The 22,591-nt window shown below is 71.7% G+C and carries 19 protein-coding genes; 4 read left to right on the top strand and 15 right to left on the bottom strand.

Annotation, left to right across the window (positions count from 1 at the left end; all coding sequences use genetic code 11):
- Positions 1-35: 35 nt before the first annotated feature.
- From ACZ4Z1_RS30890 to ACZ4Z1_RS30830, 13 genes are all read right to left on the bottom strand, one after another.
- Positions 36-584: a Uma2 family endonuclease gene (locus tag ACZ4Z1_RS30890; protein WP_468489941.1), complete on the bottom strand. Its 549-nt coding sequence runs from the start codon at positions 582-584 to the stop codon at positions 36-38.
- 192 nt (positions 585-776) lie between these two features.
- The gene (locus ACZ4Z1_RS30885) at positions 777-1,001 is read right to left on the bottom strand and encodes a hypervirulence associated TUDOR domain-containing protein (protein WP_468489940.1); all 225 of its coding nucleotides are present in this window, start codon (positions 999-1,001) and stop codon (positions 777-779) included.
- Between the two features lie 110 nt (positions 1,002-1,111).
- On the bottom strand, positions 1,112-2,389 hold the full coding sequence (locus ACZ4Z1_RS30880) for a thymidine phosphorylase (RefSeq protein WP_468489939.1): 1,278 nt from the start codon (positions 2,387-2,389) through the stop codon (positions 1,112-1,114).
- Positions 2,390-2,559: 170 nt separating this feature from the next.
- Positions 2,560-2,985: a cytidine deaminase gene (locus ACZ4Z1_RS30875; RefSeq protein WP_468489938.1), complete on the bottom strand. Its 426-nt coding sequence runs from the start codon at positions 2,983-2,985 to the stop codon at positions 2,560-2,562.
- A complete protein-coding gene (locus tag ACZ4Z1_RS30870) occupies positions 2,982-4,265 on the bottom strand; it encodes an ABC transporter permease (protein WP_468489937.1) in 1,284 nt (427 codons plus the stop codon). Before ACZ4Z1_RS30870 ends, ACZ4Z1_RS30875 begins: the two co-directional genes overlap by 4 nt.
- Positions 4,262-5,392, bottom strand: a complete 1,131-nt coding sequence (locus ACZ4Z1_RS30865) for an ABC transporter permease (RefSeq protein WP_468489936.1) — start codon at positions 5,390-5,392, stop codon at positions 4,262-4,264. The genes ACZ4Z1_RS30870 and ACZ4Z1_RS30865 overlap by 4 nt, the downstream gene beginning before the upstream one ends.
- Positions 5,389-6,900 carry an ABC transporter ATP-binding protein gene (locus ACZ4Z1_RS30860; protein WP_468489935.1) on the bottom strand — a complete coding sequence of 504 codons (1,512 nt, stop codon included), beginning with the start codon at positions 6,898-6,900 and terminating at the stop codon, positions 5,389-5,391. The genes ACZ4Z1_RS30865 and ACZ4Z1_RS30860 overlap by 4 nt, the downstream gene beginning before the upstream one ends.
- A gap of 265 nt (positions 6,901-7,165) precedes the next feature.
- Positions 7,166-8,197 carry a BMP family lipoprotein gene (locus tag ACZ4Z1_RS30855; RefSeq protein WP_468489934.1) on the bottom strand — a complete coding sequence of 344 codons (1,032 nt, stop codon included), beginning with the start codon at positions 8,195-8,197 and terminating at the stop codon, positions 7,166-7,168.
- Between the two features lie 845 nt (positions 8,198-9,042).
- Positions 9,043-10,266, bottom strand: coding sequence for an amidohydrolase (locus ACZ4Z1_RS30850; RefSeq protein ID WP_468489984.1), 1,224 nt, complete (start codon positions 10,264-10,266; stop codon positions 9,043-9,045).
- A 173-nt stretch (positions 10,267-10,439) separates the two neighbouring features.
- On the bottom strand, positions 10,440-11,579 hold the full coding sequence (locus tag ACZ4Z1_RS30845) for a hypothetical protein (RefSeq protein ID WP_468489933.1): 1,140 nt from the start codon (positions 11,577-11,579) through the stop codon (positions 10,440-10,442).
- Positions 11,580-11,752: 173 nt separating this feature from the next.
- Positions 11,753-12,691, bottom strand: a complete 939-nt coding sequence (locus tag ACZ4Z1_RS30840) for an N-acetylneuraminate synthase family protein (RefSeq protein WP_468489932.1) — start codon at positions 12,689-12,691, stop codon at positions 11,753-11,755.
- A 21-nt stretch (positions 12,692-12,712) separates the two neighbouring features.
- Entirely contained in the window at positions 12,713-13,951 is a 1,239-nt protein-coding gene (locus ACZ4Z1_RS30835) for a cytidylyltransferase domain-containing protein (RefSeq protein WP_468489931.1), read from the bottom strand.
- Positions 13,952-14,004: 53 nt separating this feature from the next.
- Positions 14,005-15,330 carry a DUF6716 putative glycosyltransferase gene (locus tag ACZ4Z1_RS30830; protein ID WP_468489930.1) on the bottom strand — a complete coding sequence of 442 codons (1,326 nt, stop codon included), beginning with the start codon at positions 15,328-15,330 and terminating at the stop codon, positions 14,005-14,007.
- 187 nt (positions 15,331-15,517) lie between these two features.
- Between ACZ4Z1_RS30830 and ACZ4Z1_RS30825 the strand changes: the two genes are divergently transcribed.
- Genes ACZ4Z1_RS30825 through ACZ4Z1_RS30815 form a run of 3 tightly spaced genes read left to right on the top strand, consistent with a single transcriptional unit; the run spans position 15,518 to position 19,082 of the window.
- A complete protein-coding gene (locus ACZ4Z1_RS30825; protein ID WP_468489929.1) occupies positions 15,518-16,495 on the top strand; it encodes a glycosyltransferase family 2 protein in 978 nt (325 codons plus the stop codon).
- Positions 16,495-17,871, top strand: a complete 1,377-nt coding sequence (locus ACZ4Z1_RS30820) for a polysialyltransferase family glycosyltransferase (RefSeq protein ID WP_468489928.1) — start codon at positions 16,495-16,497, stop codon at positions 17,869-17,871. The genes ACZ4Z1_RS30825 and ACZ4Z1_RS30820 overlap by 1 nt, the downstream gene beginning before the upstream one ends.
- Positions 17,868-19,082, top strand: coding sequence for an acyltransferase family protein (locus tag ACZ4Z1_RS30815; RefSeq protein ID WP_468489927.1), 1,215 nt, complete (start codon positions 17,868-17,870; stop codon positions 19,080-19,082). Before ACZ4Z1_RS30820 ends, ACZ4Z1_RS30815 begins: the two co-directional genes overlap by 4 nt.
- A gap of 36 nt (positions 19,083-19,118) precedes the next feature.
- On the opposite strand, the gene ACZ4Z1_RS30810 is transcribed toward ACZ4Z1_RS30815, so the two are convergent.
- Positions 19,119-19,781: a TetR/AcrR family transcriptional regulator C-terminal domain-containing protein gene (locus tag ACZ4Z1_RS30810; RefSeq protein ID WP_468489926.1), complete on the bottom strand. Its 663-nt coding sequence runs from the start codon at positions 19,779-19,781 to the stop codon at positions 19,119-19,121.
- Positions 19,782-19,820: 39 nt separating this feature from the next.
- Between ACZ4Z1_RS30810 and ACZ4Z1_RS30805 the strand changes: the two genes are divergently transcribed.
- Positions 19,821-21,368, top strand: coding sequence for an FAD-dependent monooxygenase (locus ACZ4Z1_RS30805; protein ID WP_468489925.1), 1,548 nt, complete (start codon positions 19,821-19,823; stop codon positions 21,366-21,368).
- Here the strand turns inward: ACZ4Z1_RS30805 and ACZ4Z1_RS30800 are convergent.
- Complete coding sequence (locus ACZ4Z1_RS30800) at positions 21,349-22,569, bottom strand: MFS transporter (protein WP_468489924.1); 1,221 nt, start codon at positions 22,567-22,569, stop codon at positions 21,349-21,351. The two genes, ACZ4Z1_RS30805 and ACZ4Z1_RS30800, sit on opposite strands and share 20 nt — an antisense overlap.
- Positions 22,570-22,591: the final 22 nt, after the last annotated feature.

Below are 22,591 nucleotides of genomic sequence, written 5' to 3'. Positions count from 1 at the left end.
GCGGGGTGGGCCCTTCGTCTGCGCCCGCGCTCCCGTCAGCCGACGGGAAACAGCGCGGTGTCCACGGTGACGTCGAACGGTGTGGGCAGCCGCAGCTCATCGCCGTACTTCACCATCTCCAGCACCCGGTACGACCCCCCTTCCGGCTCGCCGTACAGGGTCGCGGTCGGCTTGCCGGAGTGCCAGGGGTCCAGGAGGAGATAGAGAGGGACGCCGACGGCGGCGTAACCGTGCAGCTTTTCGACGCGGTCGTGGCGCGCTCCGCACCATGAGGTGACCTCGACGACGAGCCGGGCCGCTGCCCTCGCCTGCCGTCCCTTCGGGGCGACCACGAGATCCGGGATGAACAGTCCCTGTCCGGCAGGAAGCGTCAGCTCCAGAGCCTGGTAGATCCCCCAGTCGCGAGGAATGACGGTGTACAGCAGTCGCTGAAGTTCATCCACCGTGTCGTTGTGGGCACTGTCCGGCGGGGGTTGCACGACGACGAGCCCTCCGACGATCTGCACCTTGCAGCCCTCGGGCCATCGCGCCTCTCGCCGGAACCGGTCGAGGCCGTCCCACACCGCTTCCGGCAGTACATCCATGAGGTCTCCTCGAGCGACAGGCTTCGACCTCAGCACGCCTGACGGAACCGGCGATGCCCCACCGCCCCCGTTCACCCGAACGATTCATCCACCCCTCTCCCCTTCAACGGATCATGCCCCCGATTCGTCACGAGCCGGCGCCCCGACTCGTGGCCCACCGACTCCGAATCGTCCTCCGTCTTCGCCACGGCCTCAGGAACGCTTCTTCTTCAGGGCGCCGGGCTTGTGCACGGCCGAACCGCCGGACTTGTCGCTGCGCACCTTGTACTGCGGCTCGTCCGGCGAGGCGTCCACCGTCCGCCCCGCCTCCTCCGTACGCCCCGTGATCTTCTTCTCCACCTCGCCGACGGCCTCACTGCCGTGGCTCTTCCAGGTGACCTTGTCGCCCTTGCTGAAGTCGTCCTTCTTCTTCGCCATCGCCGCCCTCCTCGCCGTCACGTCCTTCCAGCACACCACCGGAGGGAACACGGCGCGCGTCGGGCGCGCCCCGGAGGGAGCGCGCCCGACGGCAGCGGTGCGGAGCCGGATCAGCCGATACGGTCCAGCACCACCGGGTTCGCGGTGAACTCCGTGCCGGGCGGGGCGATCAGGACGCCGCCGTCCAGGGCCTCGAGGGCGTAGGGGAACTTCTCGGGGGTGTCGGTGTGGAGGGTGAGGAGGGGCTGGCCCTCCTTGACCTCGTCGCCGGGCTTGGCGTGGAGTTCGATGCCCGCGCCGGCCTGGACCGGGTCCTCCTTGCGGGCGCGGCCGGCGCCCAGGCGCCAGGCGGAGACGCCCACGGCGTACGCGTCGAGGGTGGTCAGGACGCCGGAGGAGGAGGCGTTCACGGTGTGCTGTTCGCGGGCGACGGGGAGGGGCGCGTCGGGGTCGCCGCCCTGGGCCTGGATCATGCGGCGCCAGTGGTCCATGGCGGAGCCGTCGGCGAGGGCCTTGGCGGGGTCGGCCTCCTTCAGGCCGGCCGCGTCGAGCATCTCGCGGGCCAGGGCGAGGGTGAGTTCGACGACGTCGGCCGGGCCGCCGCCCGCCAGGACCTCCACCGATTCGCGTACTTCGAGGGCGTTGCCGGCGGTCAGGCCGAGCGGGGTGGACATGTCGGTGAGCAGCGCGGAGGTCCGCACGCCGTGGTCGGTGCCGAGTTCGACCATGGTGGTGGCCAGTTCGCGGGCGTCCTCGATGTTCTTCATGAAGGCGCCGGAGCCGACCTTGACGTCCAGGACGAGCGAGCCGGTGCCCTCGGCGATCTTCTTGGACATGATCGAGGAGGCGATGAGCGGGATGGCCTCGACGGTGCCGGTGACGTCGCGCAGCGCGTACAGCTTCTTGTCGGCGGGGGCCAGGCCGTCGCCCGCGGCGCAGATGACCGAGCCGACGCGGTCCAGTACGTCCATCATCTCGGCGTTGGAGAGCAGCGCGCGCCAGCCGGGGATGGCCTCCAGCTTGTCGAGGGTGCCGCCGGTGTGGCCGAGGCCGCGGCCGGAGAGCTGCGGTACGGCCGCGCCGCAGGCGGCGACGAGGGGCGCGAGCGGCAGGGTGATCTTGTCCCCGACGCCGCCGGTGGAGTGCTTGTCGGCGGTCGGGCGGGCCAGGGTGGCGAAGTTCATCCGCTCACCGGAGGCGATCATGGCGGCGGTCCAGCGGGCGATCTCCGTACGGTTCATGCCGTTGAGGAAGACGGCCATCGCCAGGGCCGACATCTGCTCGTGGGCGACCTCGCCGCGCGTGTAGGCGTCGATGACCCAGTCGATCTGCTCGGTGGTCAGCTCCTGCTTGTCGCGCTTCGCGCGGATGACCGAGATGACGTCCATCTGGGCTTCCTTTCGTGGAACGGCCGGCTCAGCCCGTCCCTGTACCCGGGAACGACGCGGCGAGCGGGCGGAAACAGTTCTACACGCATAGAGCCGGGAGATCGAGAGGCCCGCACCGCTGCGGTGGCGGTGCGGGCCGGTGGTCCCACCAGCGGGACCCGATGGTCCCGCTAGCGGGCCAGGTGCTGGGGGCCGAACGCGTCGGGGAGCAGGTCGCTGAGCCGCCGTACGCCCGCGTCCCCGCCGTCGATCAGGAGGTCCGGGCCGCCGTGCTCGTACAGCAGCTGGCGGCAGCGGCCGCACGGGACGAGCAGGTCGCCCTGGCCGTCCACGCAGGTGAAGGCGGTCAGCCGGCCGCCGCCGGTCGCGATCAGCGCGGAGACCAGGCCGCATTCGGCGCACAGGCCGAGTCCGTACGAGGCGTTCTCGACGTTGCAGCCGACGACCGTACGGCCGTCGTCCACCAGGGCCGCGGCGCCGACCGGGTAGCCCGAGTAAGGGGCGTACGCCCGGGACATCGCGTCCCGGGCCGCCTCGCGGAGCTGCTCCCAGTCGACCTGGGCCGGGCCCTCGTGCACCTGTCCATCGTGCGTCATGTGCCCTGCCCCCGCCGGTACGGCTTGCCGTTGGCCTTCGGGGGCCGCAGCCGCTGGGCGAACAGCGCCAGTACCAACAGCGTGGCGATGTACGGGCTGGCCTCGACCAGCTCCAGCGGCACCACGTCCGTGAGGAAGTACCAGAGGACGAGGAGGACCGCCGCGACGCCCGCGACCGCGGCCTGGGCGCGCTTGGCGGCGCGCAGGCGGAAGAGGGCCAGGACGGCGAGCAGCGCCGCCAGGCCGAGCAGCAGCGCGTGGACGGTCGGGCCGCCGCTGCGCAGCTGCATGGCGTCCATGAAGCCGAACAGTCCCGCGCCCATCGCGACGCCGCCGGGCCGCCAGTTGCCGAAGATCATCGTGGCCAGGCCGATGTAGCCGCGGCCACCGGTCTGCCCGTCCTGGTAGAAGTGCGTACTGATGGACAGGAACGCGCCGCCGAGTCCGGCCAGCGCGCCGGAGACCAGCACCGCCGCGTACTTGTACGTGTAGACGTTGACGCCCAGCGACTCCGCCGAGACGGGAGCCTCACCGCAGGACCGCAACCGCAGGCCGAAGGCCGAGCGCCACAGCAGGTAGAAGGTGCCGGCGAAGAGCAGTACGGCCAGCACGGTGAGCCAGGAGACGTTGGTGACCAGGCCGCCGAGGATGCCGGCCACGTCCGAGACCAGGAACCAGTGGTGGTTTTCGAGGGACTGCAACGCGTCCGACAGGCCCGGGACGGTGAACGTCGGCATGTCGGCCATCGGCGGCGACTGCTTGTCGTTGCCGCCCGCCTGCATCGCCGCGCTGCCCTCGGCACCGAACCACAGCGTGGCCAGGTACTGCGTCGCGCCCAGCGCCAGGATGTTGATCGCGACGCCGGAGACGATGTGGTCGACGCCGAAGCTGACGGTGGCGATCGCGTGCACCAGACCGCCGAGCGCGCCGCCCAGGATGCCGATGGCCGCGGCGGCCCACGGGCCGTGCTGCCAGCCGATCCAGCCGGCCGCGAACGAGCCGAGCATCATCATGCCTTCGAGGCCGATGTTGACCACGCCGGCCCGCTCGGCCCACAGGCCTCCGAGGCCGGCCAGGCCGATCGAGGTGGCGGCGGCGAGCGCCGCGCCGAACTGTCCGGCCGAGGTCAGGTCGTTGGTGCCGGTGACCGCGCGCAGCACGGACACCGCGACGATCGCCCCGGCGATGATCAGCAGGATGACGGGGTAGGTCAGCTTGCGGCGGCCGCCGCCCCGCGCGCTGGCGCCGGGCCGGGCCGCGGACTTGAGTCCGGTACTCACGCGGTCGCCTCCGCCTTGTCGTTCTCACCTGGGTTCGTACGGGCCTGGGCGGCCAGTTCCTCGCCGACCTTGCGCTGCTGGGCGCGCAGCCCGTACCGGCGCACGATCTCGTACGCGATGACCACGCACAGCACGATCACGCCCTGGATCACACCGACGATCTCCTGCGCGTACCCCTCGAACTCCAGGCGGGAGCCGGTGCGGTCGAGGAACGCCCACAGCAGCGCGCCGAACGCCATGCCCACCGGGTGGTTGCGGCCCAGCAGCGCGATGGCGATGCCGGTGAAGCCGATGCCGGCCGGGAAGTCGGTGCCGTAGTTGAAGGACTCGCCGAGCAGCGTCGGCATGCCCACCAGGCCCGCCGCGGCGCCCGAGAGCAGCATCGAGATGACGACCATCCGCTTGACGCTGACGCCGCTGGCCTCGGCGGCCGGCTCGGAGGCACCCACCGCGCGCAGGTCGAAACCGAAGCGGGTGCGGTTGAGCACGAACCAGTAGACGAAGCCGGCCAGCACCGCGATCACCACGAAGCCGTACACCGGCTTGGGGTGGGTCGGGAAGCTGAAGAAGTGGCTGGACTCCGGCAGGAACCTGGTGTGCAGCAGGTTGCCGTCCTTGACCGCGAGGCGGCCGTCCTGGAGGAAGTAGCCGATCACCGAGGCGGCGATGGCGTTCAGCATGATCGTGGTGATCACCTCGCTGACGCCGCGCGAGGTCTTCAGTACGCCCGCGATGCCCGCCCACACCGCGCCCACCAGCATGGCGATCACGATGAGCAGGATGATCTGGAGCGCGCCGGGCAGCGCGATCGCGCCGCCGGCCGCGGCGGCCGCGAAGGCCGCCAGCCGGTACTGCCCGTCCACACCGATGTTGAACAGGTTCATCCGGAAGCCGATGGCGACCGCCAGCGCCGACAGGTAGTACGGCACCGCCTTGTTGATGATCCAGACCTGGCTGTCGCTGTAGTGGCCGTAATCGGCCATGATCCCGTAGGCACGCAGCGGGTTCTCGCCCGAGGCCAGGAAGACCAGCGAACTGATGGCGAACGCGGCGGCGATGGCCAGCAGCGGCGCCGCGAGCGCCAGCAGCACCTTGTCCTTGGTGAACGACCTGGTCAGCGACTTCACTCCCGGTCACCACCCTCGCGCGTGTCAGCGTCTGCAGCGGTGAGGTGGCCGCTGGCGGCACCGGTCATGGCCGAGCCCAACTCCTCCGGGGTGATGGTCGCGGGGTCGGCGTCCGCGACCAGCCGGCCCCGGTACATCACCCGCAGGGTGTCGGAGAGCCCGATCAGCTCGTCCAGGTCAGCAGAGATCAGCAGGACCGCCAGGCCCTCCCGGCGCGCGGCACGGATCTGCTCCCAGATCTGCGCCTGCGCGCCGACGTCCACGCCCCGCGTGGGGTGGGCGGCGATCAGCAGCTTGGGGCGGTGGCTCATCTCGCGGCCGACGATCAGCTTCTGCTGGTTGCCGCCGGACAGCGAGGCCGCCGTCACCTCGATGCCGGGCGTCCGTACGTCGTACTCGGCGACGATCCGCTCGGTGTCCTCACGGGCCCCGGCCAGGTCGAGCAGCCGGCCCTTGCTGTTCGGGCGCTCGGTGACGTGGCCCAGGATGCGGTTCTCCCACAGGGGTGCTTCCAGGAGCAGGCCGTGCCGGTGCCGGTCCTCGGGCACGTACCCGATGCCGCCTTCGCGGCGCTTGCGGGTGCCGGCGGTGGACAGGTCCTGTCCGTCCAGCGTCACCACACCACCGTCCAGAGCCCGGGTGCCCATGATCGCCTCGACCAGTTCGGCCTGGCCGTTGCCCTCGACACCCGCGACGCCGAGCACCTCGCCCTTGTGGATGGTGAAGGTGATCCCGTCCAGCACGGTCCGTACGACCCCGTCGGAGTCGGTGGCCGTCAGCCGCAGGTCCTCGACACCCAGCATCGGCGTGTCCGTCACCGTCGACTCGCGCGTCTCCGGCGACGGCAGCTCACTGCCCACCATCAGCTCGGCGAGCTGCTTGGGCGTGGTCTTCGACGGCTCCACCGACGCGACCGTCGTCCCCCGCCGGATGACCGTGATGTCGTCCGCGACGGACAGCACCTCGCCCAGCTTGTGCGAGATGAAGATGACGGTCAGGCCCTCGGACTTCAGCTCGCGCAGGTTGTCGAAGAGCGCGTCGACCTCCTGCGGCACCAGGACCGCGGTCGGCTCGTCGAGGATGAGCGTACGGGCGCCGCGGTAGAGGACCTTGAGGATCTCCACCCGCTGCCGGTCGGCGACACCGAGGTCCTCCACGAGGACGTCGGGCCGGACACCGAGCCCGTACGCGTCCGAGATCTCCAGGATCTTCTTACGGGCCCTGCCGCCGATACCGTGCAGCTTCTCCGCGCCGAGGACGACGTTCTCCAGGACGGTGAGATGGTCGGCCAGCATGAAGTGCTGGTGCACCATGCCGATGCCGCGCGCGATGGCGTCCGCGGGCGTACCCAGCGCCGCCTGCTCGCCGTCGAGCGTGATGGTGCCCTCGTCCGGCTTCTGCATACCGTAAAGGATCTTCATCAGCGTCGACTTGCCCGCGCCGTTCTCACCGCACAGGGCGTGCACGGTGCCGCGGCGGACGGTCAGATCGATGTCGTGGTTGGCCACGACACCGGGGAAACGCTTGGTGATACCACGGAGTTCGACGGCTGCGGGGCCCGGCTCGGCCGGGCGGCTGATCGTGGGTGCTGCGTTGATGGCGCACTCCCCTCGGGGACTGTCCTGGGCGGACGGCGTTTTCTGGGCAGACGGCGGCCACGGTCACCGGCCGCCGTCAGGGGCGCGGATACCGGTACGGCCGGGCCGCGGGTGGATCGGGCCGTGGTGCGAAGCCGCGGCCGCGGTGGGTCGGTACGAGGCCGTACCGACCCTGCTACGGCGTCTCCTTGACCTTCACCTTGCCCTCGACGATCTTCTTCCGGGCGGCGTCGATCTGCGGCTGGATGTCCTTGATGAAGCCGCCCGACGTGGCGAGCGTGACACCCTTCTTCTTCATGTCGTACGCGTGCACGCCCGTCAACGGCTTGCCGTCCTCGACACTCTTGATCAGGTCGAAGACCGCCACGTCGACGTTCTTGACGACCGACGTCAGAATGCAGTCCTTGTACTTCGCCAGCCCCGGCTGCAGATACTGGTCGGAGTCCACCCCGATCGCCCAGGCACCCTTACGCTTGCTGATCGCCTCGATGGCGCCCGCACCCGACTGGCCGGCCGCGGAATAGATCACGTCGATGCCGCTGTCCAGCATGCCGCCGGCCTTGGCCTTGGCCGCGGCCGGGTCGTTGAACCCCTTGTCGTTGTTGGGGTACAGGTACTGCGACGTGACCTTGGTGTTCGGATCGGTGTCCCGTACACCCTGTTCGAACCCGGCCTGGAACTTCTGGATCAGCGCGTTGTTCACACCGCCGATGAAGCCGACCTTGTGGTTCTTGCTCTTGAGCGCGGCGGCGACGCCCGCCAGGTACGAGCCCTCGTGCTCCGCGAAGACCATCGCGTCCACGTTCTTGCCCTGCGGCACCGCGTCCACGACCCCGAACGTCGTCTCCGGGAAGTCCTTGGCGACGTTCTCGATGGACCGACTGTAGGCGAAACCGACACCTATGACCGGGTTGTACCCGGCCTCGGCGAACGAGGAGAGCCGCTGCTCGCGGTCCGCCTCCGTCTCACCGTTCTTCGCGGTGAGCATCTTGACGTTGACGCCCAGCTTCTCCCTGGCGTTCTCGGTACCGCGGGCGGCCGCCTCATTGAAGGAGTGGTCGTCCCGCCCACCGATGTCGAACGCGAGCCCGACACCGGCGTGGCTGGCCCGGTTCGCCTCGGCGAAGCTCTGACCGCAAGCGGTGGCGGTGACCGCGAGCAGCGCGGCGGCGCTGGCCGCGGCGGCAAACCTGGTGACCCGACGCAAGGGTCTTTCCCTTCGCTCACAGCGTCCACGTTGGCGCTGGCTTGACGGGAGATTAACGCGCGTAGACCTGGCGCAAAACCCTTCACTGCGTGGCCGTTATCTGATTGTTCCTCCCCGTCGTGCGTGCGGGGCCGCTGGCGCGGCGGGTGGCCTGGTTCGTGGGTGCGCCCCGGTGGGTGGCTGGGGCTTTGCGCTTCGCGCGAGGTTTGCGCTGTCGCGCGGATCGCATTTGTTTGTGCGGGGGGGCGGGGGTGCGCAGGGGGCCAACTCTCCCCCAGCCTTCGGCCGGGGGGACCCCCACGGCACCGTTGAGCCCTACCAGTGCGGATTCGGTGTCCGGGAACCCGGCTGCCTGCGGGGATGGCCCCCTACGCACCCCCTCAGGCCGGTTTGGCGAGTCCGGGACAGCTGGGGGGAGTCTGTCGATCACCCCGGTGCCCGCCCACCGAGGGGTGAGGTCCCTGGCGGTGGGGCGGGAAGGCAGCCCGTTGCCCGGCGCCCGGCATTGTCACGTGAGCCCGGTGGGCCGCAGCTACCCCAACACGTCCGCCGGATGGGGCTTGGCTTGTGCATGTCCCAGCCCAGATGCTCGGAAAGCCGCGAACGGCGCGGGCTCGGGGCCATACAGGGGTCTCCCCGCAGGCAGCCGGGTTCCCGGTCACCGAATCGCACTAGTAGGGCTCAACGGTGCCGTGGGGGTCCCCCCGGCCGGAGGCTGGGGGAGAGTGACCCCTGTGTGGCCCCGAGCCCCCACCCACCGGACCGGCTGCGACTATGAAGCCCGTCCGGCGTTTGAGGACACAGGAACGCGCACCCCCACACACGCACCCCCACACACGCACCCCCTACCCCAACAACGCAGCCGCCGTAAACAGCTCCACCCCCGCCCGCACCGCCCCCTCATCCGCATCGAAGTCCCCTCGGTGGAGGTCGTACCGGACCGTGCTCCCCGGAGGCCGTACGCCGAGGCGGGCCATGGCGCCCGGCACCCGTTCCAGGTACCAGGAGAAGTCCTCGCCGCCGAGTGACTGCTCGGTGCCCTCGACCGCGTGCGCCCCGCGCCGTGCGGCCATCGCATCGCGGAGGAGCTGGGTGGACACCGGCTCGTTCACGACCGGCGGGACCCCCCGCACATAGTTGATCTGGCATTTCGCCCCGTGCAACGCCGCCACCTCATCGATCGCCGCGTGCACCAGGTCCGGCGCGTCGCGCCACGCGTCCAGGTCCAGGCAGCGCACCGTCCCGGCCAGCTCCGCGTGCTGCGGGATGACGTTGCACGCGTGGCCCACGTCCAGGCGGCCCCAGGTCACGGCGAGCCCGGCGCGCGTATCGACCCGCCGTGACAGCAGCGCGGGCACGTCGACGGCGACCCGTGCGGCCGCGGTGACGAGGTCGGTGGTCAGGTGTGGTCGGGCCGTGTGGCCGCCGGGTCCGTCCAGCGAGAGTTCCAGCCGGTCACAGGCCGAGGTGATCGCCCCTGTACGCAGCCCGATGTGCCCGGCATCCACCCGCGGATCACAGTGGACGGCGAGGATGCGTCCGACCCCGTCCAGGGCCCCGGCGCCGATCGCGTCGGTGGCGCCGCCGGGCAGTACCTCCTCCGCGGGCTGGAACAGGAGCCGTACGGGCCGCGGCAGCCGTCCCTCGCGCGCCAGCTCGGCGAGGACCAGGCCCGCGCCGAGGACGACGGTGGTGTGGACGTCGTGGCCGCAGGCGTGGGCGCGGTTCGGGACGGTGGAACGGTACGGCACCGTCTTCACGTCGGGGATCGGCAGCGCGTCGATGTCGGCGCGCAGGGCGAGCAGTGGCTGGCCGCCGTCCCAGGGCGTGAGGCCGGGCGTGATGTCACAGATCAGGCCGGTGCCGATGGACAGGACGCGTGGTGTCAGGCCGGCCTGCTCCAGGCGCGCCTTGAGCGCGGCGGTGGTGCGGAACTCCTGGTTGCCGAGCTCGGGGTGCATGTGCAAGTCGCGGCGGAAGGCGATCAGTTCGGCGCACAGCTCATCCGGCAGCGCGCCGGGCAGCGGTTCCCCGGCAGGGGCGTCATCGGTTTCGGCCTCGCGGGACATCAAGTGGTTCACCTGTTGAAGGGTACGGGGGCCGTTGGGGCAACTGTCCCTCGATCAACAAAAGTTCAGCCCGTTAGGGGAAGGAAATCTAGGCCGCCCGGCGCATGGAGCAGTCATCACGGGGGTATCACTACGGGTTCCGCTTCTTTGCGGAACCACCGGCGCCGGATTCCTCACACCGACGGCGCCGCACCCGGCTCCCCACCCGTCCCCACTCCCGGCACCCCCGGCGCCGCAGGCGCCATCGGCACCCGCCGCACTCCTCGGGCCGTCCCGGTCACCCCGGACAGAAACCCTTCCGCACGAGGCGATGCCTTACTGGTCAGCCATGTCGGGTCGATGTCGCAGACGGCCACGCCGACGCCCGTTCCGGCGAGCGCCAGCGGCAACGTGTGGACCACGGTGGACGGGAAGCTCAGGACGAGGCGGCCGATGGGGCCGCGCCGTGCGATGAGTTCCAGCGGCAGGTCGGGGCGTACGACTTCCAGTCCGGTCTCGGTGGCGATCCGGTGGAGTTTGGCGGTGGACTCGCGCCGGTGGGCGAAGTAGCGGGTGGCGCCGTGGACACGGGCGAGCGAGGTGACGGCTTCCAGGTAGCGGTCGGGGTCGACGACGCCGGTCTCGACGAGGGAGGTGCCGACGATGTCCGCGCCGCGGGTCAGCCGGGGCGGTCCGAACCGCCGTCTGGTCCAGGCGAATTCGTTCGACTGTACGTGTACTCCCGGTGGTGGTTCGACCGGCATGGATGTGAAGAGTCCGACGGTGCGGCGTCGCGCCCCGGGGGTGAGCCGGCGACGGGCCGCAGCCGAGAATGGCGCGAACAGCGCGTCGCGCAGACCGCGTCCACTGCCGTGCCGGTGCCACCGTACGAGGCGTTCGCCGTTGGCCAGTTGGGTGATGAACTCCATCGTGGCCGTGCCGTCGTCGACCACGACGAGGTCGCGGGCGCGGGTGAGGGTGAGCAGGAGCTGGACGTAGCGGGAGAAGGGGTCGCCGATGACGACGCGGCCGGCCCGCCGCAGTCGGGGTGTGAGGCCGCCGATGGTGCGCAGCGGCGCGCCCGCCCCGTCGCGCGCCTCCTCCCATCGTACGGAGAAGCCTTCGTCGCGGGCGAGTTCGGCCATCCGGCGGAGCTGCCCGCGGGTCATCGGGTCGTGCGGGGCGAGGACGACGACGGTCAGGGCCGTGGCCTGTTCGCCGTATGCCCATTCCAGGACGTTCAGCAGTTGTACCGGGCTTTCGACGAAGGCGAGGGTGCCCCGCCCCTTCTCGGTCCCCGTCCCGCCCTCGGCTGCGGCCGCGGCCCGGTTCACGCCGGATCTGCGGTGGTGCTGCCGGGGTACCCCCAGGAGGCGGCGGGCGGGAGTCCCCGCCGCCTCCTGGGGCGGGCCACAGGCCCCGTCTGGTGAGCTCACGGTGTGTACGTCCCGTTCGTCAGGCGTCTGGAGCTGTGGTGCACGGGTGGTTGCGGCCGTACGGGCGGGTGTCAGGCCGAGACCGGCTCGCGGCCGGCGGCGCCGGCCTCCGCGTCGGCGACGACACCGGTGACCCGGCGCAGCTTCTTCATCGGGCCCAGCTCGCTCTCGTAGACCTTCTTGACGCCGTCGCCGAGGGAGTCCTCGATGGTGCGGATGTCGCGGACGAGCCGGGCCAGGCCCTGCGGTTCTACGGAGGCGGCCTGGTCGGAGCCCCACATGGCGCGGTCGAGGGTGATGTGGCGCTCGACGAAGGCGGCGCCGAGGGCGACGGCGGCGAGGGTGGTCTGGAGGCCGGTCTCGTGGCCGCTGTAGCCGATGGGGACGTTGGGGTATTCGGCCTGGAGGGTGTGGATCATGCGCAGGTTCAGTTCGCCGGCCTTCGCGGGGTAGGTCGAAGTGGCGTGGCAGAGCACGATGTTGTCACTGCCCAGAACCTCGACGGCGTGCCGGATCTGCTTGGGGGTGGACATGCCGGTCGAGAGGATCACCGTTCGGCCGGTGGCGCGCATGGCGCGCAGCAGTTCGTCGTCGGTGAGGGAGGCGGAGGCGACCTTGTAGCAGGGGACGTCGAACTTCTCCAGGAAGGCGACGGACTCCACGTCCCAGGGGGAGGCGAACCAGGCGATGCCGCGCTTCCTGGCGTACTCGTCGATGGCCCGGTAGCCGTCCTCGTCGAACTCCACGCGGTGGCGGTAGTCGATGTAGGTCATGCGGCCCCAGGGGGTGTCGCGCTCGATGTCCCACTGGTCGCGCGGGGTGCAGATCTCGGGGGTGCGCTTCTGGAACTTCACGGCGTCGCAGCCGGCGTCCGCGGCGGCGTCGATGAGCGCGAAGGCGTTTTCCAGGTCGCCGTTGTGGTTGATGCCGATCTCACCGGTGACGTAGACGGGGCGGCCGGGGCCGACGAGCCGGTCGCCGAGGGTGCGCAGGCGGGAGTTGCTGGTCATCTGGGTGAGTTCCTTACCTGGTCAGAGGGTCGGGCCGAGGATCCACGAGGCGATCTCGCGGATCGCGCCGCTGCCTCCGGGGGTGGAGGTGACGGCGCGGGCGGCGCCGCGTACGACGTCGTGGGCGCCGGCGACCGCCACGGGCCAGCCGACGAGGCCGAAGCACGGGAGGTCGTTGACGTCGTTGCCGACATAGAGCACGCGCTCGGGCGCGATGCCCTGTTCCTCGCACCACTGTTTGAGGGCGAGGTCCTTGCGGTCGATGCCGTGGAGCACGGGCAGGCGCAGCTTTTTCGCCCGTGCGGCGACGACCGGGTTGGTTTCCGTGGAGAGGATGAGCAGCTTCAGATCCGCCTTGCGCAGGGCGGCGATGCCGAGGCCGTCGCCGCGGTGCACGGCGACCATCTCCCGTCCTTCGGAGTCGACGAGCACCCGGTCGTCGGTCTGGGTGCCGTCGAAGTCGAGTACGACCGCGTCGATGTCGTCGCGGGTGGGCAGCGCGCCGGGACGCGCGGTGTCCAGCAGGGGCGCGAGGGCGCGGGCGCGCGCGAGGTCGTGCGGGTCGTCGATCTCCAGCACGCGGGCCGGGTCGGTGCGGACCAGTTCCGTACGGCCGAAGAAGCGGTGGCCCGCGGCGCGGAAGCCGGCCGCGTCCATGGCGTACGCGGCGCCGGTCTCCAGGAAGTCCTGGGGGCGGTCCTGGCGGCGCGGGCGGAACGATGTGTCGTGGTTGACGCCGGTACCGCCGGGGCCGGTCCCGGCGTCCGGGCCCGCCTCGACCGCCGCGTCCGCGCCCTCGCGCCACACGAAGCCGTGGAACGGCGCCACCGTCAGCGCGCTGTCCGCGCCGGTCTCGACGACCGCGGCGGCGACCGCGTCGATGTCCTCGCGGATCAGGAAGGGGCTGGTGCACTGGACGAGCAGGACCGCGTCGACGGGCCTGCCGTGCTCGGCCTCGTAGGCGTCCATGGCGTGCAGGACGGCGGCTTCGCTGGTGGCGGTGTCGCCCGCGATGTGGCCGGGGCGGCGTACGACGACGGCGCCCGCGCCGCGCGCCGCGCCGGCGATCGCGGCGTCGTCGGTCGAGACCACGACGTCGGTGACCAGCCGGGCCGCGCGGCATTCGCGGACGGCTCGGGCGATCAGCGGGACGCCGCCGACCGCGGCGAGGTTCTTGGCGGGGACGCCCTTGGAGCCGCCGCGGGCGGGTATGACGGCGACGACGGTGGGTGTGGCCGTGCGGCTCGGTGTGGTCGGCATTGCGGGCTCCTTCCGGGGGCCGTGCGGGCTCCGGGGGCGGGCGGGAGGGCGGCTCACAGCTGTCCCCAGCGGCGGATGGCGGGGGCGACGCGCTGGACGCCGTGCCGGTAGGCGCCGCGGGCGACGTCGCGCACGGTGTCGCGGGCGAGCCTGCGCAGTTTGCCGGTGCCGGCCTGCTCGGCGGCCTGGCCGGGCAGCGGCTCGCCGTTCGGGTCGAGGCCGTAGCGGGCGAGGATGCCGGGGAGGTAGCCGGGGGCGGTGCGGGGTGTGTAGTACGGGGTGAGGGGTGGCAGGCCGGCGGTGCGCAGGGCGGTGACGCAGGTACGGGCGGCGTCGAAGGCGGTGGCGTAGCGGGGCTCGGGGGCGACGCCCTGCCGGGCCAGCCAGTCCGGGTCGGGTTCGGGCCGGTGTCCGGCGTCCAGTTCGTCCCAGGAGGCGAGGCAGCCGGAGCCGAGGAAGTGGTGGTTGCCGAGGGCTTCGCGGATGCCGAGGTCGGTGAGGACGGCGGTGGGGATGCCGCGGTGCAGGGATTCCAGGGCGGCGGTGGAGCTGACGGTCACCATCAGGTCGGTGCGGTCCAGGATCTCGCCCATGTTCCCGTAGGCCAGGCGGCAGTTGGGGGGCAGTCCGCCGGGGAGGCGGGCGGCCAGCTTCTGGTACGGGAGTTCCTCGATGTGCGTGGTGTGCTCACCGGGCTTGCTGCGCAGCTTGACGAGCACTTCGCGGCCGGGGTTGCGCCGGGCGTGCTCGGCGGCGCGGCGCAGGAGGTACGTACGGTCCTCGCGGCGGTCCGGTACGGAGGGCTGGGCGGCGAAGACGACCGTGTACGGGCGATCGCCGGCGGCGGGTGCGTACGGGGCGCCGCCCAGGAAGGGCAGGGCGCACTCGACGACGCTGCCGCCGTCCGCGCCGACGCCCTCGTAGACCGCGCGGAAGCGGTCCGCGTCGTGCCGGGAGTTGGCGAGGACGACGTCCGCGCCGTGCCGCAGCAGCAGGCCGTCGGCCAGCTTCTCGTAGACGACGCCGACGTAGCCGGTGACGACGACGGGCCGCCGTGCCGCGCCCTGCCAGGCCCGGGCGAGGCCGTGCAGCATCGCCTGGACGGCGCCGCCGACGCAGGCGAGGACGACCACGTCGTACCGCGCGGTGTCCTTCAGCAGCTCCAGGAAGTCCGCGCCGCGGATCTCGCGCAGCGTGTCCGCACGGGCGCCGACCTCGTCGAGCTGGCGGACCGTGGGGGTGGCGCGGCCGCGGAGCAGGAATCCGTCCAGACGGATGTCCGATTGAATACGGTGCGCTGTCGAAGCGCCCCATTTCCATCGGGTGTCCGAATCCGCGAGCACCGCGACACGCGGCTGGGAAGTGGTACGAGTGGGCACGACGAAAACGCTAGGAAGGCGTTCCGTTCGGCGGGCCAACGGTGCCGCAACAACGGGTTAACAGCGCATCGCGGGACAGCGAACCGGCCGGCCGAATTGCCGGGTTAACCATCCCGCCGCTCTTCGTTCACCCTGGAGCCCGCGTCCCGTCAAGACGAATGCCGGGACCGCGCCTAACGTCACCCGGGTGGTTAAGCTCTCCGTCGTCGTGCCGTTCTACAACGTGCAGACATATGCGCCCGACACCCTGCGAAGCCTGGCGGCCAACGCCCGCGAGGACTTCGAATTCCTGCTGGTGGACGACTGCTCGCGGGACGAGACGCCGCAGATCCTCGCGCGCGCCGAGGCCGAGCTGCCCGGTGCACGGGTGCTGCGGCACGAGCAGAACGGCGGTCTGGCCACCGCCCGCAACACCGGCCTGGACGCGGCCAACGGCGAGTACGTGACCTTCCTGGACGGTGACGACTGGCTGGCTCCCGGGTATTACGGGCAACTCCTTGCCACCATCGAGGGGTTGGGGTGCGACTTCGTGCGTACGGATCATGTGCAGTGCACCGCGCGCGCCCGCTCCGTGCACCGTGTGCCGCACGGCCGCCGGAACACCGTGCTGGACCCGCGCGGTCTGATACTGCCCGCCGACCGCTCCACGTCCGTGGACTACGCGTTCGCCTGGGCCGGCATCTACCACCGCCGGCTGCTGGACGACGGGGTGCTGCACTTCCGGCACGGCCTGCGTACCGCGGAGGACCGGCCGTGGATCTGGCGGCTGCACCGCGAGGCGCGGTCGATGGCGGTGTCCGGGCTGCTCGGTGTCTTCTACCGGCGCGGTGTCGCGTCCTCGCTCACCCAGATCGGTGACGTTCGGCAGCTGGATTTCATCCGCGCATTTGATCAAGTAATCGAGGAAACGGCGCAGGACCGGGATGCGGACCGGTTGTTGCCGAAAGCCGTACGCACGTATTGCGCCATCATTGCCCATCACCTCGGTTCGATCGAACGATTCGAACCGCAGGTCGCCCGTAAATTGCGCGCGCTGAGCGCGGCGGCGATGAAAAGAATGCCGCAGGACGTACTGAAAGAAGCACTGGATTCGATGGACACGCAGCGCGCCTCCCGTCTGCGACGGCTGCGCCGGCGCCCGGTACCGGTGGAGGTGGCCGCCTGATGGCCCCCCGTACCGACGCACCGGCGCGGCCGCGTACGCAGATCTTCCTGGCGTCCACCCTGTACGGCGCAGCGACGCTCGCCGCCGCACTGGACGCGGACCGCTTCGCGCCGGCCGGCCGCCGGCTGCTGCTGGTCAGCAACAACGCGGCGACCCCGGAGACCGCCACGCCGGTGGACCGGATGCCCGGCTTCGAGCGGCTGCGCGGCCGCTTCGACCGGGTGCTGTCGTGGAACGAGACGATCAGCCCGTTCCACCCGGGCGGCTGGTCCCCGCGCCAGGACGACGTCCCGCTGTGGGAGCGGCATCTGCGGCTGCTGTGGGACCTGGGCGAGGACGAGATCGAGCTGGTCGTGGAGTCCATCCAGGTGCATCCGGCGCTCGCGCTGGCGCAGCTCTTCCCGGACGCGCCGGTCGACGTGTACGCGGACGGGCTGATGAGCTACGGCCCGACGCGCAACAAGCTGGACCCGCTGGTCGGCACCCGCGTGCGCCGCCTGCTGCACCTGGACCTCGTGCCGGGCCTGAAGCCGCTGCTGCTCACCGAGTTCGGGGTGGATGCGGAGACCGTGCCGTCCGACGCGTTCCGGGCGGTGCTGGCCGGCCTGGCCGCGGACTTCGACGACGACCCGGCGCTGCACGCCCTGCCGGAGGGCGCGGCGCTGCTCCTCGGGCAGTACCTGTCGGCGCTCGGCATCCTCACGCCCGAGGAAGAGGAGGAACTGCACGCCCGGATGCTGCGCGGCGTGGTCCGGCGCGGGCACCGTACGGTGGTGTTCAAGCCGCACCCGTCGGCGCCGGCCCGCTGGTCCCGGGCGCTGGAGCGGGAGGCGGAGAAGCTCGGTGCCGAGCTGACGGTGCTGGCCACGCCGGTCCTCGCCGAAGTGCTCTACCAGCGCAAACGGCCCGCGCTCGTGGTCGGCTGCTTCTCCACCGCGCTCCTGACGGCGTCCGCGTTGTACGGCCTGCCCACCGCCCGCGCCGGCACGGCCCTGCTGCTGGAGCGCCTGACCCCGTACCAGAACAGCAACCGCGTGCCGGTCACCCTGGTCGACGCGCTGGTGCCCGACCTGGCGGACGAGCCGGGGACGAAGCCGGTGCCGACGCACCTCAACGGGCTGGTCGGCGCGGTCGGTTACGCGATGCAGAACCAGATCTACCCGGACCTGCGCCCGGTCGCCGAGCGCTACCTCGCCGCCCATCTGAACGAGCGCACCTGGCGCTACTTCAAGCGCCGCCGCCTGACCGCGCTCGCGCTGCCCGGCGCGCTGCCGTCGCAGCTGTCCTTCATCCCGCGCAACGCGGCCGTACGCAGGGTCGCGCGGCGCGCGCGGGCGATGCAGCGGCGCCTGAAGAAGCGGGCCGCGTTCGGATGACCGCGCAGCTTCCCGCGGAGGCGCCGCCGCCCGCGGTGGTCCCCGGCCCGTCCGAGCCGTCCGGGCCCACGTTGGCCACCCGGCCCGTACCCGCGGCGCATGACGCACGGAACGGCACGGCCGCACCCCCCGGCAGGAGACCCCGTGGCGTCCCCCGCCTGCGCGCCCTCGACGGGCTGCGGCTGTGCGCCGCCCTCATGGTCGCGGCGTATCACCTCGGCGGCCGGGGCGGTGAGATCGCGCACGCGTGGGGCAGTTCGCCGGCGCGCCAGTTCCCGTCCCTGCACGGCGTGTTCGCGTACGGCTGTCTCGGTGTGCAGATCTTCTTCGTGATCAGCGGGTTCGTCATCTGCATGAGCGGCTGGGGCCGTTCGCTGCGCTCCTTCATCGCCTCCCGTGTCTCGCGGCTGTACCCGGCGTACTGGGTGGCGATCCTGCTGGTCACGGCCGTCTTCGCGCTGCCGTGGGTGGCGTTCGAGGCGCTGGGGCCGAGCGATGTGCTGACCAACCTGACGATGCTCCAGCAGCCGCTGGGGGCGAAGCGGGTGCTGGGCGTGTGCTGGACGCTCTGGGCCGAGATGCGGTTCTACGCGCTGTTCGCGCTGTGTGTCGTGCTGCCGGGCGCCACCCGCCGCCGGGTGGTGCTGTTCTGCGCGGGCTGGACGCTGGCGGCGGCGCTGGCGCAGGCCGCGCACGTCCCGGCGCTGAATGTCGTGCTGATGCCGCAGTATGCGCCGTTCTTCATCGGCGGCATCGGCTGTTACCTGCTGCACCGCTACGGCGGGCGCGACCCGGTGGCGTGGGCGGTGGTCGGCGTGAGCTGGCTCGTCGGCCAGCACCACGCGGTGGCCGGGCTCTGGCACCCGCCCTCCCCGAACGCCTTCTCCTACCGCTCGGCGCTCGTGATCATCGCGATCGTCACGGTGGGTTTCGCCCTCGTGGTGGCCATCGCGCTCGGGCGGATGCGGTGGGCGGACTGGCGCTGGCTGACCGTCGCCGGGGCGCTGACGTACCCGTTCTACCTGGTCCACGAGCACCTGGGCTGGGTGGTCGTGCAGGGGCTGCACGGCGGCCTGCGGCTGCCGTCGTACGTGACGTTCGCGCTGACCGTCGCGCTGATGCTGGCGCTGGCGTGGCTGCTGCACCGCTGGGTGGAGCGCCCGCTCACTCCTGTACTGAGGCGGGCGGTCGACCCGCGGCCGCGCCGCTGAGGCCGGGGCGCCCGGTGGCGGCCGGGCGCCTCCGGCCTACCGGCCGTGCAGCAGCGTGGTCTCGATCCCCGCGATGATGACCCGCAGGCCGTCCTCGAAACCGCGGCCGGTGTCGCCGAACATCTCCGCTCCGGCCGCTGCCGTCAGCGGGAAGTCGGCCCCGATGCGCCGCTCCCGTTCCTCCTGGTCGTACGCCGGGTCGCGCCGCGGGTCGCCGGGCACGGGGTGGACGGACTGCTCCTCGATGACGTAGCCGATGGTGTAGGTGTACGTGGTGAACCAGGCGCGCGCGGCCCGGTCCGTCGTGAACCCGGCGTCCCGCATGCTGACCATCAGGATCTCCATCGGCCCCAGCGGCCGCCAGTCGCGCAGCCGGGTGCCGCCGAAGACCTTGCCGCCGTCGCGGTAGTCGAGCAGCGTGTCGCGCATCATCCGGCACGCCGCGGTGAGCGTCCCCTTCCAGTCGCCGGCGCCGAAGGCGTCGCCGGCCGCGGACACCGGCTCGATCAGCCGCCGGTACAGCTCGGTGGCCATCTCGTCCAGCAGCTCCTGTTTGTTCTTGAAGTGCCAGTAGAGCGCGGGCGCCTGGACGTTCAGCTCCTTGGCGATGCGGCGCAGCGTGAGCCCTTCGAGGCCGACGTCGTTCAGCAGTTCCAGGGCGGTCCGTGCCACCAGTTCCCGGTCAAGTCTCGTAGCCACGCTTGACAACTTAACACTGTTAAGCGCACGCTCGGAAGCATGGAACTTAACAATGTTAAGGACATAGCCGCGGTCCACGCCGACGCCCTGCCGGCGCACGTGGACGTACTGATCTCCGGCGCCGGACCCACCGGCCTGGCCCTCGGCATCGACCTCGCCCGGCGCGGGGTGCGCGCCCTCGTCCTGGAACGTCAGGACCGGCTGGCGCCCGGCACCCGCGGCAGCGGCATCCAGCCGCGCACCCAGGAGGTCTACGAGGACTTCGGGGTGCTCGACGCCGTCCGGGCGGCCGGCGGCCGGTACCCGATGGCGGGCGTCTGGGAGAACGGCCGCATGGTCGACGAGCGGGTCATGATCGAGTCCGCCGACCCGACGCCCGCCGTGCCGTACGGGACCATGCTGATGATCCCGCAGTGGCGCAATCTCCAGGTCCAGTACGCGCGGCTGACCGAGCTGGGCGGCGCGGTGGCGTTCGGCGCGGAGCTGGAGTCGTTCACCCAGGACCCGGACGGCGTCCAGGCCCGCGTCGTACGCGCCGACGGCACCACCCGCACGGTCCGCGCCTCCTACCTGGTCGCGGCCGACGGCGGGCGCAGCACGACCCGCAAGGCGCTCGGCGTCACCATGACCGGCCGGTCCGTCGCGCCGTACCCGATGCTCACCGCCGACATCCGGCTCGACGGACTGGACCGGCAGCACTGGCACATGTGGGACACCTTCCGGGCCTCCGACTTCGTCGCGTTCCTCCCGGCACCACGGGACGACTACTTCCTGCTGATGGCGGGCTACAAGGACCCCGAGGCCGAGCCGGACGTCACGCCCGACGGCGTGCGCAAACTCATCGCGGAGCGCACCCACCTGACCCTGGACCAGCTGGGCGAGGTGCTGTGGGCCTCCGCCTTCCGCCCGAACGCCGCCATGGCCGACCGGTTCCGGGTGGGCCGGGTCTTCCTCGCGGGCGACGCGGCGCACGTCCACTCCCCCGCCGGCGGCCAGGGCCTGAACACCAGCGTCCAGGACGCCTACAACCTCGGCTGGAAGCTGGGCCAGGTCATCCGGCACGGTGCCCCGGACTCCCTGCTCGACAGTTACGAGGCCGAGCGGCTGCCGGTCGCCGCCCGCCTCCTGGACACCAGCACCCGGCTGCACCGCTCCGGCGACATGCGGCGCGGCAAGGACCTGCACCAGATCGACGTCGGATACCCGGACGGACCGCTCTCCGCCGAGCGGCGCACCGGTCTCGCCGACGATGCCCTGCGCGCCGGCAACCGCGCCCCGGACGCGCCCTGCACCACTCGGGACGGCACCCCGCGCCGCCTCTTCGAGGTCTTCCAGGGCCCGCACTTCACCCTGCTGGCCGTCGGGGACGCCGAACTCCCGGCTCTGGGCACCGAGATGATCCGTACGTGCCGCGTCGGCGGACCGGCCCCCGACCTGCTCGACACCGAGGGCCACGCCCGCAGCGCGTACGGCGAGGGCGTCTTCCTCGTCCGGCCCGACGGCTACGTGGCGTACGCCGCCGACGACGCGTCCGGCCTGCCGGACGAGTTGGCCCGGTACGGCGCCCTCATGGCCGCGGCACACTAGCCGCCGCCCGGCCGGCGTCCCTCTCCGAGGGCGCCGGGCCCGGGGAACCCTCCCCCGGCTCGGTCAGTGTCCGCGCGATGAGCCAGGCCACGACGCACAGCGCGATCAGCGGCAGCAGGGCGGTCCGCAGGCTCGTGGTGTCGGCGAGAGCGCCGATGACCGGGGTGGCGACGCCGCCGACACTGACGGCGAGGCCCAGGGTGACGCCGCTCGCGGTGCCCATGCGGTTCGGCAGCAAATCCTGGCCGAGCGTGATGTGCAGGGAGAACGGCATGTACAGGGCCGTCGCTGTCAGGGCGGCGAAGACGTACAGCGCGGGGCCGGGGGCGAGGACCAGCCCGGCGACGGCCGGGACGGTGGCCGCGTAGGCGATCCGTACGGTACAGACCCGGCCCCAACGGGACGCCAGCCGGCCGCCCAGCACGGTGCCCACCGCACCGCCCGCGAACAGCACGAACAGGGCCACCGAACCCGCCGTGGCGCCGCCGCCCACCCGCTGTCCGGCATAGACCGCGATGAAGGCGCTCAGGCCGACGAAGACGATGGAACGGCAGACGATGACGGCTGTCAGCCGCAGGAACTCCGGCCAGTTGTCGCGGCCCGCCGACCGCGCCGCGGCCTTGGCGACGGCCGCCCGCGGCGCAAGCGCGCGGATCACCGAAGCGGTCAGCAGGACACCCGCCACCGCGGGCACCACCAGCCACGGCGACGCGCTCAGTGAGCCGCCGGAGAGCAGCGGCCCGACGGCGGCCGGGGCGAGGGCGAAGCCGATGTTGCCGCCGAGGGAGTACCAGCCCATGGCGACATGGCTGCCGCCGCTCGCGACGCGGGCCAGCCGCGCGGACTCCGGGTGGTACGCGGCCACGCCGATGCCCGAGAGGCCGACTGCGAGGCAGGTCAGGGCGTACGAGTCACCGAGCCCCGACAGGGCGATGCCCAGGCCCGCGCAGAGGGTGCTCACCGGTATCAGCCAGGGCATCGTCCAGCGGTCGGTGAACGAGCCGAACAGGGGCTGCACGATGGAGGAGAGCAGGGTGGCGGCCAGCACGATGCCCGAGGCCGCGGCGTAACCGTAGTGGCGTTCGGCCACCAGGAAGGGCACCAGGGCCGGAACCGCGCCCTGGTAGAAATCCACCGCCGCGTGCCCGACGGACATCATCGCGACCGGCCGCCGGGGAGCGGCCATGTGCTTCGTCGTCATGTACCGATCTTGGTGGGCGCGC

The sequence above is a fragment of the Streptomyces sp. NPDC030165 genome (genome assembly GCF_055573595.1).
The sequence above is the reverse complement of the archived record's forward strand: the minus strand, read 5'-3'. Positions and strand labels throughout refer to the sequence as shown.

Coding starts and splice junctions, on each gene's coding strand:
- ACZ4Z1_RS30840 (WP_468489932.1), bottom strand. CDS start 12,691: ATGACCAGCAACTCCCGCCTGCGCACCCTCGGCGACCGGCTCGTCGGC.
- ACZ4Z1_RS30815 (WP_468489927.1), top strand. CDS start 17,868: ATGACCGCGCAGCTTCCCGCGGAGGCGCCGCCGCCCGCGGTGGTCCCC.
- ACZ4Z1_RS30800 (WP_468489924.1), bottom strand. CDS start 22,569: ATGACGACGAAGCACATGGCCGCTCCCCGGCGGCCGGTCGCGATGATG.
- ACZ4Z1_RS30875 (WP_468489938.1), bottom strand. CDS start 2,985: ATGACGCACGATGGACAGGTGCACGAGGGCCCGGCCCAGGTCGACTGG.
- ACZ4Z1_RS30850 (WP_468489984.1), bottom strand. CDS start 10,266: ATGTCCCGCGAGGCCGAAACCGATGACGCCCCTGCCGGGGAACCGCTG.
- ACZ4Z1_RS30835 (WP_468489931.1), bottom strand. CDS start 13,951: ATGCCGACCACACCGAGCCGCACGGCCACACCCACCGTCGTCGCCGTC.
- ACZ4Z1_RS30820 (WP_468489928.1), top strand. CDS start 16,495: ATGGCCCCCCGTACCGACGCACCGGCGCGGCCGCGTACGCAGATCTTC.
- ACZ4Z1_RS30880 (WP_468489939.1), bottom strand. CDS start 2,389: ATGGACGTCATCTCGGTCATCCGCGCGAAGCGCGACAAGCAGGAGCTG.
- ACZ4Z1_RS30890 (WP_468489941.1), bottom strand. CDS start 584: ATGGATGTACTGCCGGAAGCGGTGTGGGACGGCCTCGACCGGTTCCGG.
- ACZ4Z1_RS30805 (WP_468489925.1), top strand. CDS start 19,821: ATGGAACTTAACAATGTTAAGGACATAGCCGCGGTCCACGCCGACGCC.
- ACZ4Z1_RS30885 (WP_468489940.1), bottom strand. CDS start 1,001: ATGGCGAAGAAGAAGGACGACTTCAGCAAGGGCGACAAGGTCACCTGG.